The sequence below is a fragment of the Allobrachymonas sp. genome (assembly GCF_041912815.1).
GTDB lineage: Bacteria > Pseudomonadota > Gammaproteobacteria > Burkholderiales > Burkholderiaceae_C > Brachymonas.
The window spans coordinates 1-15,487 of sequence record NZ_JAYRLV010000003.1 but is presented as its reverse complement, the minus strand read 5'-3'; the positions used below and the strand labels follow the sequence as shown (position 1 = coordinate 15,487).

Annotated in this window: 13 protein-coding genes and 1 pseudogene; 3 read left to right on the top strand and 11 right to left on the bottom strand. The window is 69.8% G+C overall.

Going from position 1 to position 15,487, the window contains the following annotated elements; all coding sequences use genetic code 11:
• Positions 1–156: 156 nt before the first annotated feature.
• On the bottom strand, positions 157–1,155 hold the full coding sequence (locus ACE3P9_RS03935) for an MBL fold metallo-hydrolase (protein ID WP_374491961.1): 999 nt from the start codon (positions 1,153–1,155) through the stop codon (positions 157–159).
• 129 nt (positions 1,156–1,284) lie between these two features.
• Here ACE3P9_RS03935 and ACE3P9_RS03930 point away from each other — a divergent pair, with 129 nt between their 5' ends.
• Positions 1,285–2,646: a pseudouridine synthase gene (locus ACE3P9_RS03930; protein ID WP_374491960.1), complete on the top strand. Its 1,362-nt coding sequence runs from the start codon at positions 1,285–1,287 to the stop codon at positions 2,644–2,646.
• Positions 2,647–2,731: 85 nt separating this feature from the next.
• On the opposite strand, the gene ACE3P9_RS03925 is transcribed toward ACE3P9_RS03930, so the two are convergent.
• From ACE3P9_RS03925 to ACE3P9_RS03880, 10 genes are all read right to left on the bottom strand, one after another.
• Positions 2,732–3,016 (bottom strand): DUF2249 domain-containing protein, encoded by a 285-nt coding sequence (locus ACE3P9_RS03925; RefSeq protein WP_374491959.1) that lies wholly within the window; start codon positions 3,014–3,016, stop codon positions 2,732–2,734.
• 82 nt (positions 3,017–3,098) lie between these two features.
• Positions 3,099–4,169 carry an NAD(P)H-dependent flavin oxidoreductase gene (locus ACE3P9_RS03920; protein WP_374491958.1) on the bottom strand — a complete coding sequence of 357 codons (1,071 nt, stop codon included), beginning with the start codon at positions 4,167–4,169 and terminating at the stop codon, positions 3,099–3,101.
• 179 nt (positions 4,170–4,348) lie between these two features.
• A complete protein-coding gene (locus ACE3P9_RS03915; protein ID WP_374491957.1) occupies positions 4,349–5,854 on the bottom strand; it encodes a UbiD family decarboxylase in 1,506 nt (501 codons plus the stop codon).
• Positions 5,855–5,864: 10 nt separating this feature from the next.
• Positions 5,865–6,521, bottom strand: a complete 657-nt coding sequence (locus ACE3P9_RS03910; RefSeq protein WP_374491955.1) for a UbiX family flavin prenyltransferase — start codon at positions 6,519–6,521, stop codon at positions 5,865–5,867.
• The gene (locus ACE3P9_RS03905; protein ID WP_374491954.1) at positions 6,518–6,895 is read right to left on the bottom strand and encodes a putative zinc-binding protein; all 378 of its coding nucleotides are present in this window, start codon (positions 6,893–6,895) and stop codon (positions 6,518–6,520) included. Before ACE3P9_RS03905 ends, ACE3P9_RS03910 begins: the two co-directional genes overlap by 4 nt.
• 22 nt (positions 6,896–6,917) lie before the next feature.
• A complete protein-coding gene (locus ACE3P9_RS03900; protein WP_374491953.1) occupies positions 6,918–7,415 on the bottom strand; it encodes an SCP2 domain-containing protein in 498 nt (165 codons plus the stop codon).
• A gap of 45 nt (positions 7,416–7,460) precedes the next feature.
• Positions 7,461–8,360, bottom strand: a complete 900-nt coding sequence (locus tag ACE3P9_RS03895; RefSeq protein ID WP_374492141.1) for a U32 family peptidase — start codon at positions 8,358–8,360, stop codon at positions 7,461–7,463.
• 56 nt (positions 8,361–8,416) lie between these two features.
• On the bottom strand, positions 8,417–9,463 hold the full coding sequence (locus ACE3P9_RS03890) for a peptidase U32 family protein (RefSeq protein ID WP_374491952.1): 1,047 nt from the start codon (positions 9,461–9,463) through the stop codon (positions 8,417–8,419).
• Positions 9,464–9,690: 227 nt separating this feature from the next.
• Complete coding sequence (gene recQ, locus ACE3P9_RS03885) at positions 9,691–11,577, bottom strand: DNA helicase RecQ (protein ID WP_374491950.1); 1,887 nt, start codon at positions 11,575–11,577, stop codon at positions 9,691–9,693.
• An 80-nt stretch (positions 11,578–11,657) separates the two neighbouring features.
• A complete protein-coding gene (locus ACE3P9_RS03880) occupies positions 11,658–12,485 on the bottom strand; it encodes a M48 family metallopeptidase (protein ID WP_374491949.1) in 828 nt (275 codons plus the stop codon).
• 297 nt (positions 12,486–12,782) lie between these two features.
• Here ACE3P9_RS03880 and htpG point away from each other — a divergent pair, with 297 nt between their 5' ends.
• Positions 12,783–14,840, top strand: coding sequence for a molecular chaperone HtpG (gene htpG / locus ACE3P9_RS03875; RefSeq protein WP_374491948.1), 2,058 nt, complete (start codon positions 12,783–12,785; stop codon positions 14,838–14,840).
• A gap of 256 nt (positions 14,841–15,096) precedes the next feature.
• A pseudogene (locus tag ACE3P9_RS03870) lies at positions 15,097–15,487 on the top strand (transposase); the annotation flags it as partial.

Genomic DNA, 15,487 nt, shown 5'->3' with positions numbered 1-15,487 from the left:
GCAGCAGGGCACCGTGTCTGCCGCATGCGGCAGGACGGTGTTCCGGTGCTCTTCTGCTTTTCCTGAAACAGGCGCTCCTTGCGGGCGCCTGTTTTTTTTGTGCATGGGCGGAGGCGGCCCGGATGCGCTGAGTGGGCCGGTCGGCGGCCGTCGCTCTCAGCGGTCCGGCTGACGGGCAGGCGACACGGGCTGTCCGTTCCGGGACACGAGTTCCAGGCGGCCGTCGTCGTGCAGGTCGAGCACGTCGAAGTCGCAGGCGAGGTGCAGGTGGCCGTGGTAGTGGGCCGTGGCTTCGTCACGCACGGGGGCAAGGCGTTCGGGCGGACCATCGAAGCGGGGGCTGAAGTGCGTCAGGATCAGGTTGGGCAGACCGCAGTCTTCGGCGAAGCGGGCCACATCGGCCGCGCAGCTGTGCAGGTACTCGGGGCCCACGCGCTGGAGCACGGCTTCGGTGTAGGTGCTTTCATGCACGAGGAGCTGGGCGCCGGCACAGGCCTCGGTGAGGAGGGTGGGCATGGCGTTGTCGCCTGCCACCACGGCGCACAGATGCCGCTCTTCGTGCAGGCACACGGCGTCGGGCCGGATGCGCTGGCCCTGCCACTCCACTTCGCTGCCCTGCTGCAGGGCCTTCCACAGCGGGCCGCGGGGCAGGCCCAGGCGTCGCAGGGCCTCGCCGTCGAGCCGCGTCCGGTGCTGGATCTGTTCGATGCGGTAGGCGTGGCTGGGCACACGATGGGCCAGCGGGTGGCGGGTGATGTGCAGGTCGTGGCGCGAGACCACGGTGTCGTGCGGCTCCACGGGGTGGACATGCAGCGGGTAGGGCAGGCAGAGGTCGCCGCAGCGTTCGGTGGCGGCCACCCAGTCCAGCACGGCCTGGGGGGCGATCAGGGTGAGCGGCTCGGTGCGGTGGTGCATGGCGCAGCTCGACAGCAGCCCCGGCAGGCCGTAGCAGTGGTCGCCGTGGGCATGCGTGATGAGGATGGTGTGCAGGTCGTGCACCGACAGCGCAGAACGCAGGATCTGGTGCTGGGTGGCCTCGCCGCAGTCGACGAGCAGCCAGGATTTGCCCGGGCCGGTCTGGACGGCCAGCCCCGTGACGTTGCGCCGGCGCGTGGGAACACCGGCCGAGGTGCCGAGAAAGGTGAGCTGGAGCATGGGATGCAGGAAATGGACAGGACCGGGCGCCCGGACGGGAGCACCCGGCCATGGGCCCATGGGGCAAGCCTACCATTTTCCGCTGGATGGCTGCAGCCGGCAGGAGGGCGGCACGGCCATAATCACGCCATGACCGATGATCGCACTCCCCCCCGTTCCCGCCTGGTGCTCAGGCGTTCCGCCGCGCCGCAGGCGGCCCCCGAGGCACCTGCGCCTTCCCGCGGCAAGCCCCCTGCCCGCCGTTCCGACGGATACCGGGGCGAAGCCCCGTCCGCACCGCGCCGCAATGTGTGGCGCAGCGAGGGCAGCGATGCGGCGGACCCCGCTGTCCGTCCTGCCGGCGGAGGACGTTCGCCCGAGGCGGGACGGGAGCAGGGACGCAGCTGGGGAGGCCCCGAGCGGGAGGGGCGCAGGGCGTTCGGTGGTGCGGGACGGGCCCGGGAGGAGGGCGCGCGAGGCCCACGCGAACGTGAGGGCGCACCGCGCCGAGGCCCTGGAGCCCACCCGGAGTCCGCCGGACGCGGCTGGAATGACCGTCCGCCACAGGGGCGTTTCCCTGCACAGGGGCAGGACGCGCAGCCGCCCCGGCGCCGGGCACCGCTGGCACCGGCCGTGCCGGTGGCCGAGGGGCAGCATGCCACACCGCGCCGGGGTCGGGGAGCGCAGGCGCCCGGTGCGACGTCTGAGCGCACACCCAGTCCGGTGGGAGGACATGCGCAGGGAGGCATCCGGCTCAACAAGCGCATGGCCGATCTGGGGCTGTGCTCGCGCCGCGAGGCCGATGACTGGATCGAGCGCGGCTGGGTGCTGGTGAACGGCGAGCCGGGCCACATGGGGCAGCGGGTGTCGATGGAGGATGCGGTGACGGTGGACCGGGCCGCGCGCGGGCATCAGGCGCGGCAGGTGACGATCCTGCTGCACAAGCCGGTGGGCTACGTGAGCGGCCAGCCCGAGGACGGGCACCAGAGTGCTGCGACGCTGATCGGGCCGGCCAGCCACTGGCGGGAGGATCGCAGCCGGCAGCGGTTTGCGCCGGGCCAGCTCCATGGGCTGGCGCCTGCCGGGCGGCTCGACATCGATTCCACCGGGCTGCTCGTGCTCACGCAGGATGGCCGGGTGGCGCGCCAGATCATCGGCGAGGACAGCGACATCGACAAGGAATACCTGGTGCGCGTGACCTATGACGCCCGCGGGAACGGTGAGGTGGTGGAGCGCGATGTGCAGGCGGTCTTCCCGGAAGAGCGGCTGGCCCTGCTGCGCCATGGGCTGAGTCTGGATGGGCAGGTGCTCCTGCCTGCCGGGGTGGAGTGGCAGAACCCCGAGCAGCTGCGCTTTGTGCTGCGCGAGGGGCGCAAGCGTCAGATCCGCCGCATGTGCGAGGCCGTGGGGCTGCGGGTGGTGGGGCTCAAGCGCATCCGCATCGGGCGGGTGCTGCTGGGCCAGCTGCCGCAGGGGCAGTGGCGCTATCTGGGGCCGGACGAGGGGTTCTGACCGGACGGGGCCTGACCGGAGGGCGTGTGCGGCAGCAGGGCGGCCGCTGCGGGCCGCACCTGGCTCCGGTCAGGGGCAGGAAGGGTCAGTCGGCCAGCACCTCGAAGTCGATCACCACGCCTGCCGGGCTGCGGTCACGGTAGGTGACGCGGACGCGCTCGCCGTAATGGGCTCCGATCTGCTGCAGCAGCGGCAGGGGATCGTGGTCGTTGACGAAGCGCATGGTTTCGCCGGGGTGCAGGGCATCGAGCGCCCCGAAGATGGCGGCATGGCGGAAGCGTTTGGCAATGCCGCGGGCATCGAAGGGGTAGATGCTGTCGGGGCGGGTGTGGTCGTGGGCGTGGGCGGGCTGCACGGGAATCGAGATCATGGGAAATGTCCTGTGATGACTGTCGGAAGGAAGGCCGCAGTATTCCGTGCCGGCGCGCTTCTGCCATTGATTGCCGGCAAGTTCAGGCGTTGAGCTCGGCAGCCAGCGTGGCCACCAGCTCGGCCGCCGGCAGGACGCGGGTGCGTGCGACGCTCGTGCCGGCCCAGCAGGCCGCGTGTGCACCGACGCCCTGCCGCTGCGCGGCGGCATGCAGCTGCTTGGCGGCATCGTAGGCGATGGGGTAGTCGGGTGGAGGTGGGCTGCCGGGGGCTTCGCACCAGGTCATGAAGCGGTTGGCGATGCCGCGGGCGGGGCGTCCCGAGAACACGGAGGTGAGCCGGGTGTCGCTGCCCCGCGCGTGCAGCAGGGCCGTGCGGTAGCTGTCGGACGCGGCCGATTCCGGGCAGGCGATGAAGGCGGTGCCGAGCTGCGCAGCCACGGCGCCAAGGGCCAGCATGGCGCGGATGTCCTGCCCCCGCATGAGTCCCCCGGCTGCCACGATGGGCAGCGCGGTGTGCCCGACCAGGTCGCGCACCAGATCGGCGGTGGGCAGGCACGCATCGGGACCCGCCGGGTCGAACAGGCCCCGGTGACCGCCTGCCTCGATGCCCTGGGCCACGAGGGCGTCCACGCCGGCTTCGGCGATGCGGTCTGCCTCCTGCACGCTGGTGGCGGTGGCCAGCGTGTACATGCCGGCGGCGCGCAGGGCCTGTACCCAGTCGCGCGGCGGCAGCCCGAAGTGGAAGCTCACGGCGGCGGGGCGCAGTTCGAGCAGCAGGGCGAGCATGGCCTCGTCCTCGACGAAGCTGCGGTAGATCTCGTGCAGCGCAGCAGGCGGGGATGCCTGCACTTCGGCAAACAGGGGCGCGAGGTGGGCCAGCCATGCGGCCTCGCGTGCGGGGTCGTGCCGGGCGGGAGCGTGGCAGAACAGGTTGACGGCAAAGGGGCGGTCGGTCAGGGCACGGGTATCGAGGATGGCCTGCCGGGCCTGTGCGACGGTGCTGGCCCCGAGCCCCAGCGAGCCGAGGGCTCCGGCCCGGGATACGGCGGCGGCCAGGTGCGGCGTGCTCACCCCGGCCATGGGGGCCTGGATCAGCGGAATGCGCAGCCCGAGGCGCTCGGACAGTGAAGAAGAGGGGGTAGGCATGGGCATGGCTTCCGGACAGAGAGCAGACAGGAGGAGAGGGCACGCACGGGCTTCGGTGTGGGGCGCACAGGGGGAGGGCAGGTGCGCGCGTCGTGCACCGTGTGGCGTGAGACAAGCATACGGCATGCCCCGTGCCCTGCCGCAGGGGCGGGGCGGGCAGAAGCGCAGGAGGCGCGGGCGGAGGTTCACCAGCCGTGCGGGGGACGGGTGGGGTGGATCAGGCTGTCGAGCACGGGCTGCACGCGCTGGAGCACGTCGGCGGGCATGGTGATGGGGCGGCCCCATTCGCGGGTGGTTTCACCGGGCCATTTGTGGGTGGCGTCGAGTCCCATCTTGCTGCCGAGGCCGCTCACCGGGGAGGCGAAGTCGAGGTAGTCGATGGGGGTGTGCTCCACCATCAGCGTGTCGCGGGCCGGATCGCAGCGCGTGGTCATGGCCCAGATCACGTCGGGCCAGTGGCGCACGTCGATGTCGTCGTCCACCACGATGATGAACTTGGTGTACATGAACTGGCGCAGGTGGCTCCAGACCCCCATCATCACGCGCCGGGCATGGCCGGGATAGGCCTTGCGGATCTGCACCACCGCCATGCGGTAGCTGCAGCCTTCGGGCGGGAGGTAGAAGTCGGTGATCTCCGGGAACTGCCGCTGCAGCAGCGGAATGAACAGCTCGTTGAGCACCTGCGCCAGCATGGCCGGCTCGTCCGGGGGGCGGCCGGTGTAGGTGCTGTGGTAGACCGGTGCGTGGCGGTGGGTGATGCGCTCGACCGTGAACACGGGAAATTCGGCCTGTTCGTTGTAGTAGCCGGTGTGGTCGCCGTAGGGGCCTTCCAGGGCATGGGCATAGCCGCTGGGGTGGTGGGGGTCGGGGTGGATGTGGCCTTCGAGCACGATTTCGGCGTGGGCCGGCACCTGCAGGGGCAGGGTCATGGCCTGTGCCACCTGGGTGCGGCCTCCGCGCAGCAGGCCCGCGAACTGGTATTCCGAGAGGCTGTCCGGCACGGGCACCACGGCGCCCAGCAGGGTGGCGGGGTCGGCCCCGAGTGCCACGGCCACTGGGAACGGCTGCCCCGGCTGGTGCAGGGCGTGGTCGCGGAAGTCCAGCGCGCCCCCGCGGTGCGGCAGCCAGCGCATGATGAGCTGGTGGCGATTGAGCACCTGCTGGCGGTAGATGCCGAGGTTCTGGCGCGGCTTGTGCGGGCCGCGCGTGATGGTGAGGCCCCAGGTGATGAGCGGGGCCACGTCGCCGGGCCAGCAGTGCTGGATGGGCAGGCGGGTCAGGTCGACGGCGTCCCCGTCGAGCACTTCCTGCTGGCACGGAGGCTGGCCGATGGTGCGGGGCGCCATGTGCCACAGCGACCGGAGCATGTGCCCCATGCCGGCCACGTCGCGCAGGCGCTGGGGGGCGGAGGGCTCCCGCAGGTTGCCCAGGAGCTCGCCGAGCTGGCGCACTTCCTGCAGGCTGTGCACGCCCATGGCGTGCATGATGCGCTGCGGCGTGCCGAACAGGTTGGCCAGCACCGGGATGTCATGCCCCGTCGGATGGGTGAACAGCAGGGCAGGCCCCGCGTGGCGCAGGACCTGGTCGCACACGGCGGTCATGTCGAGGTGCGGCGAGACGGGCAGGTCCACGCGGCGCAGCGCACCGTCGTGTTCGAGCTGGGCCATGAAGTCGCGCAGGTCGTGGTACATGGCAGCAGGCTCAGGCGGTGGGGGTGCACCGCAGGGATGCGGGAATGGGAGGCGGCACCGGGGCTGGCTCCGTGAGGGGGGCGGTGGCGTGGAGCCCCTCCCACTGCGGGGAGAGCGTCTGGGGCAGATCGAGCAGGTCGAGGAGGCGCGCGACCGTGTGGCGGGCCATGTCTTCCATGGTGCGCGGGTGCTGGTAGAAGGCGGGCACCGGCGGGTAGATGATGGCGCCCATCTCGGTCAGGGTGGTCATGTTGCGCAGGTGGGCGAGATTCAGCGGGGCTTCGCGGGCCACCAGAACCAGGCGCCGCCGCTCCTTGAGCATCACATCGGCGGCGCGGGTGAGCAGGGTGTCGCCCAGCCCGTGCGCCAGGGCCGCGAGCGTGCGCATGGCACAGGGCACCACCACCATGGCCTGGCAGCGGAAGGAGCCGCTCGCCAGCGGCGCACCCAGGTCGCCCACCGGGTGCTGGCGGTGCACCAGCGGCAGCAGGTCGGCGGGGGTGAGCTGCATTTCGTGCTGCAGGGTGAGGCTTCCGGCCTGGCTGATGACGAGGTGTGTCTCCACGTCGGGGAGGGCGTGCAGCGCCTGCAGCAGGCGCACAGCGAGCAGGGCACCGCTGGCGCCGGAGATGCCGACCACGATGCGGCGCGGGGAGGGGGCGCTCATGGGGCAGGCTGTGGCGGCGTGGCCAGTGCGGCGACGAGGTGCGCCAGAACGGAGGCCGCCTGGTCGGGGTCGAAGTCCTGCTGCAGCTTCTTCTTCACGCCGTGCGTGTGCAGCAGGACGTGGTGTGCCGGGACCAGACCGTGCCGCTGCAGGGTGTGGCGCACGCATTCCAGCGGGCAGCCGTCGAGCGCGATGAGGGGCCGGCCCGAGCAGGCCGTGCGGACCAGCGAGGGCACGTCGCCCCCCACTCCGGCGATGCACGACATCTCGGCGATGCCCTGCCGGTCCAGCTGCAGGGCGAGGTGATTGGCCATCTGGGCTGCGCTGGAGCAGCCGGAACAGGAGTAGACGAGCGGGAGGTGCTGGCGGGCCATGGCGGGAGCGTCCGGCAAAGGGCTAGTGGGAGAACAGGCGGCTGCGCAGCCGCTGGAGGGCGGCGCCCAGCGGGGCGGGCAGCGGCAGCCGGGCCGGGTCGAACACGGGCAGCTCCAGGGCATCGAGGGTGTTCTTGACCATCAGGCCCAGTTCGGTGTCGCCTTCCATGGCGAGCCGGCGATGGAAGAACAGGGTGTCGGGGTCCTGCGTGCGGCGGGCCAGTGCCACGTAGTCGCTGGCATGGGCACGGATGGTCAGCGCAGGGGCGGTGTGGCGGGGGCTGGCGGGCACGAAGCGGGTGCCCTGCCAGCTGAAATCGAAGGCGATGCCGGCATCCTTGACCTCCAGCCGCAGCGGGCGGCCCTGCAGGGCCTCGCGCACGTCATCGGGCAGCTGGGGGGTGAGTGCCGCATTGAGTGCAGCGCAGAACAGCGCCGCACCCGGCCAGTGCGGCAGGTGCCGCAGCACCGCCCCCACGGGAGCAGGAAGCACGAAGGAGTCGGGAAGGAGTGGGGACATGATCGGGGCGGAAAAAACGGCAGGGGCAAAGGGAGCAGGGAAAGTTCACGCCGATTCCGGCACCAGTTCCATGCCGGGGCGGCCATGCCAGTAGCCGTTGCAGGGCTGGTCGGGCAGCAGGGGCGTCATGCGGGCGTGGGCCTCGGCGGGCGACAGGTGGCCGTCGATGGCCTCGCGCCACAGGGACACGAGTTCCGGCATGTGGTGCGACTGCGGACTCAGCCGCAGCACGTCCACCCCCAGGGCCTGCAGGGCGGGGAGCTCCTGCACCAGATTGCAGACGCGGGCCGACTGGGTCTGGATGCCGTTGAGGGTGAGAAAGGCCTCGCCCTCGCGGGTCTGCAGCAGCAGGCCGTCGGGGTGCTCGATGCAGCGGAATCGGCAGTCGTCCTTGGGCAGGTTGTGGTGCCGTGCAGTGAAGCAGCGCGCCGAGAAGGCCAGCGGCATGCGGCCGAGCGCGAACACCTCGGTCTGCAGGCCGGCGGGGCGCTGCCGCAGCAGGGATTCCAGCTCGGAGCGGGCCATTTCGAGGGGCGGCACCCAGCGCATAGCACCCAGGTCGGCCATCCACTGCAGCGCGGGCGGGTTGTAGAGGTTGAGATGCGGCCCGGCCACGAACGGACGCTGCCCGAGCGAGGCCGCCCGCACGGCGCCCATGTCGTTGGCCTCCATCAGGAGCTCGTGCCGTTCGGCGATGCGGTGCACGGTGGCTGCATCGCTGCCGGACTCGATCAGCACCTGGGTGGAGAGCACCACCTGCTTGCCGGCTTCGCGCAGCTGCGCGGCCACTTCGAGCCAGTCAGCGAGGCGCAGCTCGTGGCGGCGCGAGCACACGGTTTCGCCCAGGTGGACGATGTCCACCGGCGTGTCGGCCATGCGCCGGTAGAACGCGAACACGGTCTCGCGCGGCCAGTAGTAGAGCAGGGGGCCCAGCGACAGCTGCATGCGGCCGGGCTGGCGCACGTCCTGTGGGGAGGGGGTGGCGTCTGTCGTCATGGCGGTCATTTCCAGGGGCGGTGGTAGGCGCCCAGGGTCTGCTGCTGGCCTTCGGAGACTTCGGCGAGCGCATTCATCCAGGACGAGCGCGGGGTGTAGCGGTGCGGGTTGTCGCGGCAGGCGTCGAGCGCCTCGCGCAGCACGCGGGTGACCTGCGCCACATAGGCCGGGCTGCGCTGGCGGCCCTCGACCTTGATGGCGCGCACGCCCATGGCCTGCAGCTGCGGCAGGATCGACAGGGTGTTGAGGCTGGTGGGTTCCTCGATGGCGTAATAGCTGCTGTCGCCGCGCATTTCGCCCACATCGAAGCGGCCCTTGCACAGCGTGGGGTAGCCTGCGCTCTCGCCGGGGGCGTAGCGGTCGATCAGCACGCCATGGAGCCGGGCTTCCAGCCCCCTGGGCGTTTCCTGCCAGCGCACGGCCTTGGCCGGGGAGCACACGCCGTGGGTATTGGGGGCCTCGCCGGTGGCATAGGACGACAGCTGGCAGCGCCCTTCGGCCATGACGCACAGGCTGCCGAAGCCGAAGACCTCGATCTCGACCGGCGTCTTGCCGCACAGCTGCTCCACCTGCGCGAGCGACAGCACCCGGGGCAGCACCGCCCGCGAGATGCCGAACTGCTCATGGTAGAAGTTGATGGCATCGGCATGGGTGGCCGAGCCCTGCACGGACAGGTGGAGCCGCATCTGCGGATGCGTGCGTGCCGTGTACTGCATCAGGCCGGGATCGGCCATGATGAGGGCGTCCACGCCCATGTCGGCGGCCCGGTCCACCGCGCTGCGCCAGACATCGACCGAGTCGCTGCGGGCATAGGTGTTGAGCGCCAGCAGCACCTTGCGGCCCTGCGCGTGGGCGTAGGCCAGGCCGGTCGCAATGGCCTTGTCGTCGAAGTTGAGCCCCGCAAAGTTGCGGGCATTGGTGGCATCGCGGAAGCCGAGGTAGACGCAGTCGGCCCCGTGGTCCACCGCCTGCCGGAGTGCGGGCAGGCTGCCGGCCGGGCAGACCAGATCCATGCGACCCGCGCAGGCGTGCTGAGGGGTGGAAGCGGCCATGGCTCAGGCAGCTCCAGCCGGGAGGGGGAGAGAGGGGAACAGCGCCCCGCGCCCACAGACGGGCGGTGCGGATATGAACAGGAACGGCATGGCAGCAGGCCTGGGCCACAGGAGTCGGAAAGGGCGCAGTATTGGCCCCCGGTGCCAGTGCCGTCATTGACCGCCGGCAAGAATCACGCCCCCGTGCCGCGCGCGCCGTGCGCCCTGGAACGTGGCGCAGCAGTGCCTCAGGCAGCCGTCTGCTGCAGGGCAGCCAGCAGCTCGGCGCCGTAGCGTTCGAGCTTGGCGTCGCCCACGCCGGCAATGCCGCGCAGGGCTGCGAGCGTGTCGGGCGCGGCCTGGGCAATGGCGGCCAGCACGCTGTCGTGAAAGATCACGTAGGCCGGCAGATTCTGCCCCCGGGCCACGTCTGCACGCCAGCTCCGCAGTGCCTCGAAGCGGGTGCGTGCATCCATGTCGAGCGTGGCAGCCACGGCGGAGCGCGCGGCCGAGCCAGCGGCACCTGCCGTGCGCCGGCTGCGCCGCTCCTGGGGCAGGCTCCGGCGCAGCAGCAGCCGCTCCTCGGCGCGCAGCAGCGGGCGCGCGGCGGGAGTGAGGCGCAGGGTGTTGAAATGCGCGGCATCCACCTGCAGAGCCCCGCGTGCCACGAGCTGGCGCAGCACGCTGCGCAGTTCCGCCTCGGGGGCAGAGGCAGCGAGGCCGAAGGTGCTCAGGCTCTCGTGGCCATACTGGCGCACCTTGTCGGTGGTTTTGCCCCGCAGCACATCCATCACGTGCGCGGCCCCGAAGCCGATGCGGCTTTTTTCGTGCAGCCGGTACACGGTCGACAGCAGCATGCGCGCCAGCTCGGTGGCGTCCTCGACCTCGGGCGGGTGCAGGCAGTTGTCGCAGTTGCCACATGGCTCGGAGGCTTCGCCGAAGTAGGCCAGCAGCCGCACGCGGCGGCAGTCGGTGGCTTCGGCGAGCGCCAGCAGTGCGTCGAGCTTGCCGCGCATCACCTGCAGGTGCGCCTCGTCGGCGGGGCTTTCGTCGATCATGCGGCGCTGGTTCACCACGTCCTGCAGGCCATAGGCCATCCAGGCCTCGGCAGGCAGGCCATCGCGCCCGGCGCGGCCCGTTTCCTGGTAGTAGGCCTCGATGTTGCGGGGCATGTCGAGGTGCGCCACAAAGCGCACGTCCGGCTTGTCGATGCCCATGCCGAAGGCGATGGTCGCCACCATGACCACGCCCTCCTCGCGCAGGAACCGGTCCTGATGGCGCTGGCGCGTGCCCGCGTCGAGCCCGGCGTGGTAGGGCAGGGCGTCGATGCCTTCGGCGCACAGCGCCGCCGCCACCTCCTCCACCCGCCGGCGCGACTGGCAGTACACCACGCCCGCTTCGCCCACATGCCCCTCGTCGTGCAGAAAGCGACGCAGCTGCGTCATGGGATCGCGCTTCTCGACGATGCGGTAGCGGATGTTGGGCCGGTCGAAGCTGCTCACGAACTGTCGGGCCTGCTCCAGATGCAGCCGCTCCACCATGTCGGCACGGGTGAGGGCATCGGCCGTGGCCGTGAGGGCAATGCGCGGCACGCCCGCAAAGCGGGTGGCCAGCACGTCGAGCTGGCGGTATTCGGGGCGGAAATCATGGCCCCACTGGCTCACGCAGTGGGCCTCGTCGATGGCAAAAAGCGCCAGCTGTCCCTGCGCATGGAGCCGGTCGAGCAGGGACTGAAAGCGCCCCGTCATCAGCCGCTCGGGGGCCACATACAGCAGCGTGTGGTGGCCGGCCAGCAGCGCCTCCTCCACCTGCTGCGCCTCGCCTGGAGCCAGCGTGGAATTGAGAAAGGCTGCCGGCACCCCTGCCTCGTGCAGGGCGCCCACCTGGTCGTGCATCAGCGCCACCAGCGGCGAGACGACGATCGTCACCCCCAGCCCCGCCGCCTGCCGGGCAATGGCCGGAATCTGGTAGCACAGCGACTTTCCCCCGCCCGTGGGCATCAGCACCAGCGCATCCCCGCCCGCCACCACCGTGTCGATGATCTCGGCCTGCTGCCCCCGGAAGGTCGCATAGCCAAACACACGCTGGAGAATGGACAGAGGGGCGGAAGCAGGGGCAGAAGCGGAATCGGTCACGGCAGGGGCAGGGCAGGCGCAAGGAGAGGACGGGGCAGCAGGCCAGTGTAGCGCGCAGGCGCTGCGCCTGCGGAGCCTTGCTATGGGCGCTGGCGGGCAGCCTCGTAGATCGGCATGAGCCTGGGAATCTGGGCCCGCATGCTCGCCATGCGCTCGGCCGACGAGGGGTGGGTCGAAAGGAAGCTCGATCCCGCCCCGGCCCCGGCCGCGCGCATCTTGTCCCACAGCGTGAGCGCGGCCGTCGGGTTGTAGCCGGCGCGTGCGGCCAGTTCGAGGCCGTAGGTGTCGGCCTCGCTTTCCATGCTGCGCGAGAAGGGCAGATCCAGCATCATCTGCTTGGCCATGCCGGCCATCTGCATCGAGGCGTCGCTCGCGCCCAGCAGGGCCCCGCCGAGCTTCAGGGCCAGATTGCCCGCCGCCTGCTGCGACATCTGCTCGCGCACGTGCTCGCGCAGGGCGTGGGCCATCTCGTGCCCCATGATGGCGGCGATCTCGTCGTCGGTGAGCTGCAGGCGGTCGATGATGCCGGTATAGAACGTCACCTTGCCCCCCGGCATGACGTGGGCGTTGAGCTCGTTGCTGCGGATCAGCACCAGCTGCCACGGCCAGCGCGCCGCATCCGGGCGGAAGTGCGCCACCTGCGGCACCATGCGCCGCATGATGCGCACCACCCGCGTGTACTGCGGGCCAGACGTGATCAGCGCCCCCTGCGCGCGGGCCTGCGAATTCTGCTGCGAGAACGCCTGCTGCGAAGACTGCAGCACCTGCTGCTCCGACACCATCATGAACTGCGAGCGGCTGCCGCCTGCCACGCTGCCCTGGGTGGTCGTGACGCAGCCACCGAGCAGGGCCAGACAGGCGGCGGCCGTGGCGCAGACCGTGCCGAGACGACGGAAAAGAGCGGGCATGGGACAGATCCTTTCAGGGGCAGGGGAAATGGGCAGCACGCGGTCGGCAAGGCATGGGGCACCGCAGCCCCAGACTCTGCATGCATCAAAGCGGGCATGGTAAGCCATGCGCCGCAGCTCCCGCCAGAGCCCCCGCCCCCGCGCTTGAAAAATCCGGTTTTGCCCCGATCTGCGTTCCTGTTGCCGTTCCGCATCCCGGCGTTCGGGGCCGCAGGCCACCGACCACTGGCCCGGCAGAGCGGCGCTTCCGTCGTTTTTCCCTTCATTCCGTCTCCCGCGAGACACGAGAGTCCACCCATGAGCCAGAACAACCACGCCTTCCAGGCCGAGGTGACGCAGCTGCTGCACCTCGTTACCCATTCCCTGTACTCCAACCCCGACATCTTTCTGCGCGAACTCGTCAGCAACGCCTCCGATGCGTGCGACAAGCTGCGCTTCGAGGCGCTGGCCAACCCTGCGCTGTACGAGAACCAGCCCCAGCTCGAACTGCGCATCTCCTTCGACAAGGCCGCGCGCACCGTCACCATTGCCGACAACGGCATCGGCATGAGCGAGGCCGAAATCATCGAGAACCTCGGCACCATCGCCAAGAGCGGCACCAAGGAATTCGTCAGCCGCCTCTCCGGCGACCAGAAGGCCGACTCCCAGCTCATCGGCCAGTTCGGCGTCGGCTTCTACTCCGGCTTCATCGTGGCCGACCGCATCGTCGTCGAAAGCCGCCGTGCCGGACTCCCGCCTGAAGAAGGCGTGCGCTGGACCAGCACCGGCAGCGGCGACTTCACCACCGAAGCCCTCACCAAGCCCACGCGCGGCACCTCCATCACCCTGCACCTGCGCGACGACCGGCTCGACTACCTCAACGGCTTCAAGCTCAAGAGCCTCATCCGCGAATACTCCGACCACATCGGCCTGCCCATCTACATGCCCAAGGAAGAGTGGAAGGAAGGCGAAGACGGCCAGCCCGGCGACATGGTCACCACCGACGAATGGGAACAGGTCAACGAAGCCAGCGCCCTCTGGACCCGTCCCAAGAAGGACGTCACCGCCGATCAGTACAAGTCCTTCTACCAGACCCTCACCCACGACAATGAAGACCCGCTCGCCTGGAGCCACCACCGCGTCGAGGGCAACACCGAATACACCCAGCTCCTCTACATCCCGAGCCACGCTCCCTACGACCTCTACCAGCGTGACCACCGCCGCGGCCTCAAGCTCTACGTGCGCCGCGTCTTCATCATGGACGACGCCGAAGCCCTGCTCCCGCAGTACCTGCGCTTCGTCAAGGGCGTCATCGACGCGAGCGACCTGCCCCTGAACGTCAGCCGCGAACTCCTGCAGGAAAGCCGCGACATCCGCCTCATCCGCGACGGCAACACGCGCCGCATCCTCTCCATGCTCGAAGACATGGCCAAGGCCCAGGCCACCCCGCCCGAAAGCAGCGAAGGCAAGATCGACATCGCCTCGGGCGACGCCGTGCCTGCGCCCGCCCCGGTCGAAACCGACGAAGCCGTCACCGACGTGGTCGACAAGCAGGCCGCCACTGCAGCCGACACCGCCGCCGAATTTGCCCAGAACGCCGCTGGCACCGACAAGTACGCCCGCTTCTATGCCGAATTCGGCGCCGTCCTCAAGGAAGGCCTTGGCGAAGACAACCACCACCGCGACCGCATCGCCCGTCTGCTGCGCTTTGCCAGCACCCAGAGCGACAGCGCCAGCGTGAGCCTCGCTGACTACAAGAGCCGCATGAAGGACGGCCAGGAAGCCATCTACTACCTCACCGCAGACAGCCTGCAGGCCGCCAAGAACAGCCCGCAGCTCGAAATCTTCCGCAAGAAGGGCATCGAGGTCCTGCTCATGACCGACCGCGTCGACGAATGGGCCCTGCAGTACCTGCCCGAATTCGACAGCACCCCGCTGCAGAGCGTGGCCAAGGGCGCCGTCGACCTCGGCCAGCTCCAGGACGAGGAAGAAAAGAAAGCCGCCGAAGCCGCACAGGAAGCAGCCCGCTCCTTCCTCGACCAGCTCAAGGGCGCCCTCAAGGACCAGGCACAGGACGTGCGCACCACCACCCGCCTCGTCGACTCGCCCGCCTGCCTCGTCTCCGACGACCAGGGCATGAGCGTGCAGCTGGCACGCCTGCTCAGGCAGGCCGGCCAGCCCGTGCCCGAAGTGCGCCCCGTGCTCGAAATCAACCTCGACCACCCGCTCATCCGCAAGCTCGAAGCCGCCGCAGCCGACCCCGCCCGCTTCGAGGACCTGGCCCACATCGTCTTCGACCAGGCCCTGCTCGCCGAAGGCGGCCTCCCCACCGACCCCGCAGCCTACGTCCGCCGAGTCAACGCCCTCCTGGTCTGACCCCGGCCCCCCAAGCCATTGACCTGCCTCCTGCCTGCTGACAGGCGGCGCGGCAAGTCAGTGCGGAGAGCCGAAAACACAAACCCCGCATGCCCTTTGGGGTGTGCGGGGTTTTGTGCGTCAAGAAACGACAAACAACAAACGAAAAACAACAAACGCGAACCTGCGTGCAGGGTCATTCCCCGTGCGCGAGGGCACCACCATGGCTCTCAGAGCGTGTTCACGATCCGATAGCAGATTCAGAGAGAATCGATGGATGCGCACCAAGACCTACCCCAGCGACATCAGCCGCGCCCAGTTTGCCCACATCCTGCCCTTGCTGGAGACAGCCCGTCGCAAGACCAAGCCCAGGACGGTGGATCTGTACGAGGTGTTTTGCGCCGTGTTGTACCTGCTGCGCACTGGCTGCCAGTGGCGAGCGCTGCCCAGTGACTTTCCCAAGTGGCGCACGGTGCATTCGTACTTTGCCAAGTGGAGCGAGGTGGACAGGGATGGGGTGAGCCTGCTCGAGCAGGCATTAAAAAAAATCAGGTTGGCGCGGCCCGCAAGAGACTGGGGCGCAGCGCCTCAAGCAAGTTCTTGATCTGCGACGCGCAGAGCGTGAAGAACACGGACACAGCGGGCTGCAAGGGCTATGACGCGGGCAA

What these genes read in the sequence shown, in the direction of transcription:
- ACE3P9_RS03935 (WP_374491961.1), bottom strand. Translation starts at nt 1,155, where the DNA reads ATGCTCCAGCTCACCTTTCTCGGCACCTCGGCCGGTGTTCCCACGCGC.
- ACE3P9_RS03930 (WP_374491960.1), top strand. Translation starts at nt 1,285, where the DNA reads ATGACCGATGATCGCACTCCCCCCCGTTCCCGCCTGGTGCTCAGGCGT.
- ACE3P9_RS03925 (WP_374491959.1), bottom strand. Translation starts at nt 3,016, where the DNA reads ATGATCTCGATTCCCGTGCAGCCCGCCCACGCCCACGACCACACCCGC.
- ACE3P9_RS03920 (WP_374491958.1), bottom strand. Translation starts at nt 4,169, where the DNA reads ATGCCCATGCCTACCCCCTCTTCTTCACTGTCCGAGCGCCTCGGGCTG.
- ACE3P9_RS03915 (WP_374491957.1), bottom strand. Translation starts at nt 5,854, where the DNA reads ATGTACCACGACCTGCGCGACTTCATGGCCCAGCTCGAACACGACGGT.
- ACE3P9_RS03910 (WP_374491955.1), bottom strand. Translation starts at nt 6,521, where the DNA reads ATGAGCGCCCCCTCCCCGCGCCGCATCGTGGTCGGCATCTCCGGCGCC.
- ACE3P9_RS03905 (WP_374491954.1), bottom strand. Translation starts at nt 6,895, where the DNA reads ATGGCCCGCCAGCACCTCCCGCTCGTCTACTCCTGTTCCGGCTGCTCC.
- ACE3P9_RS03900 (WP_374491953.1), bottom strand. Translation starts at nt 7,415, where the DNA reads ATGTCCCCACTCCTTCCCGACTCCTTCGTGCTTCCTGCTCCCGTGGGG.
- ACE3P9_RS03895 (WP_374492141.1), bottom strand. Translation starts at nt 8,360, where the DNA reads ATGCAGCTGTCGCTGGGCCCCCTGCTCTACTACTGGCCGCGCGAGACC.
- ACE3P9_RS03890 (WP_374491952.1), bottom strand. Translation starts at nt 9,463, where the DNA reads ATGGCCGCTTCCACCCCTCAGCACGCCTGCGCGGGTCGCATGGATCTG.
- ACE3P9_RS03880 (WP_374491949.1), bottom strand. Translation starts at nt 12,485, where the DNA reads ATGCCCGCTCTTTTCCGTCGTCTCGGCACGGTCTGCGCCACGGCCGCC.
- htpG (WP_374491948.1), top strand. Translation starts at nt 12,783, where the DNA reads ATGAGCCAGAACAACCACGCCTTCCAGGCCGAGGTGACGCAGCTGCTG.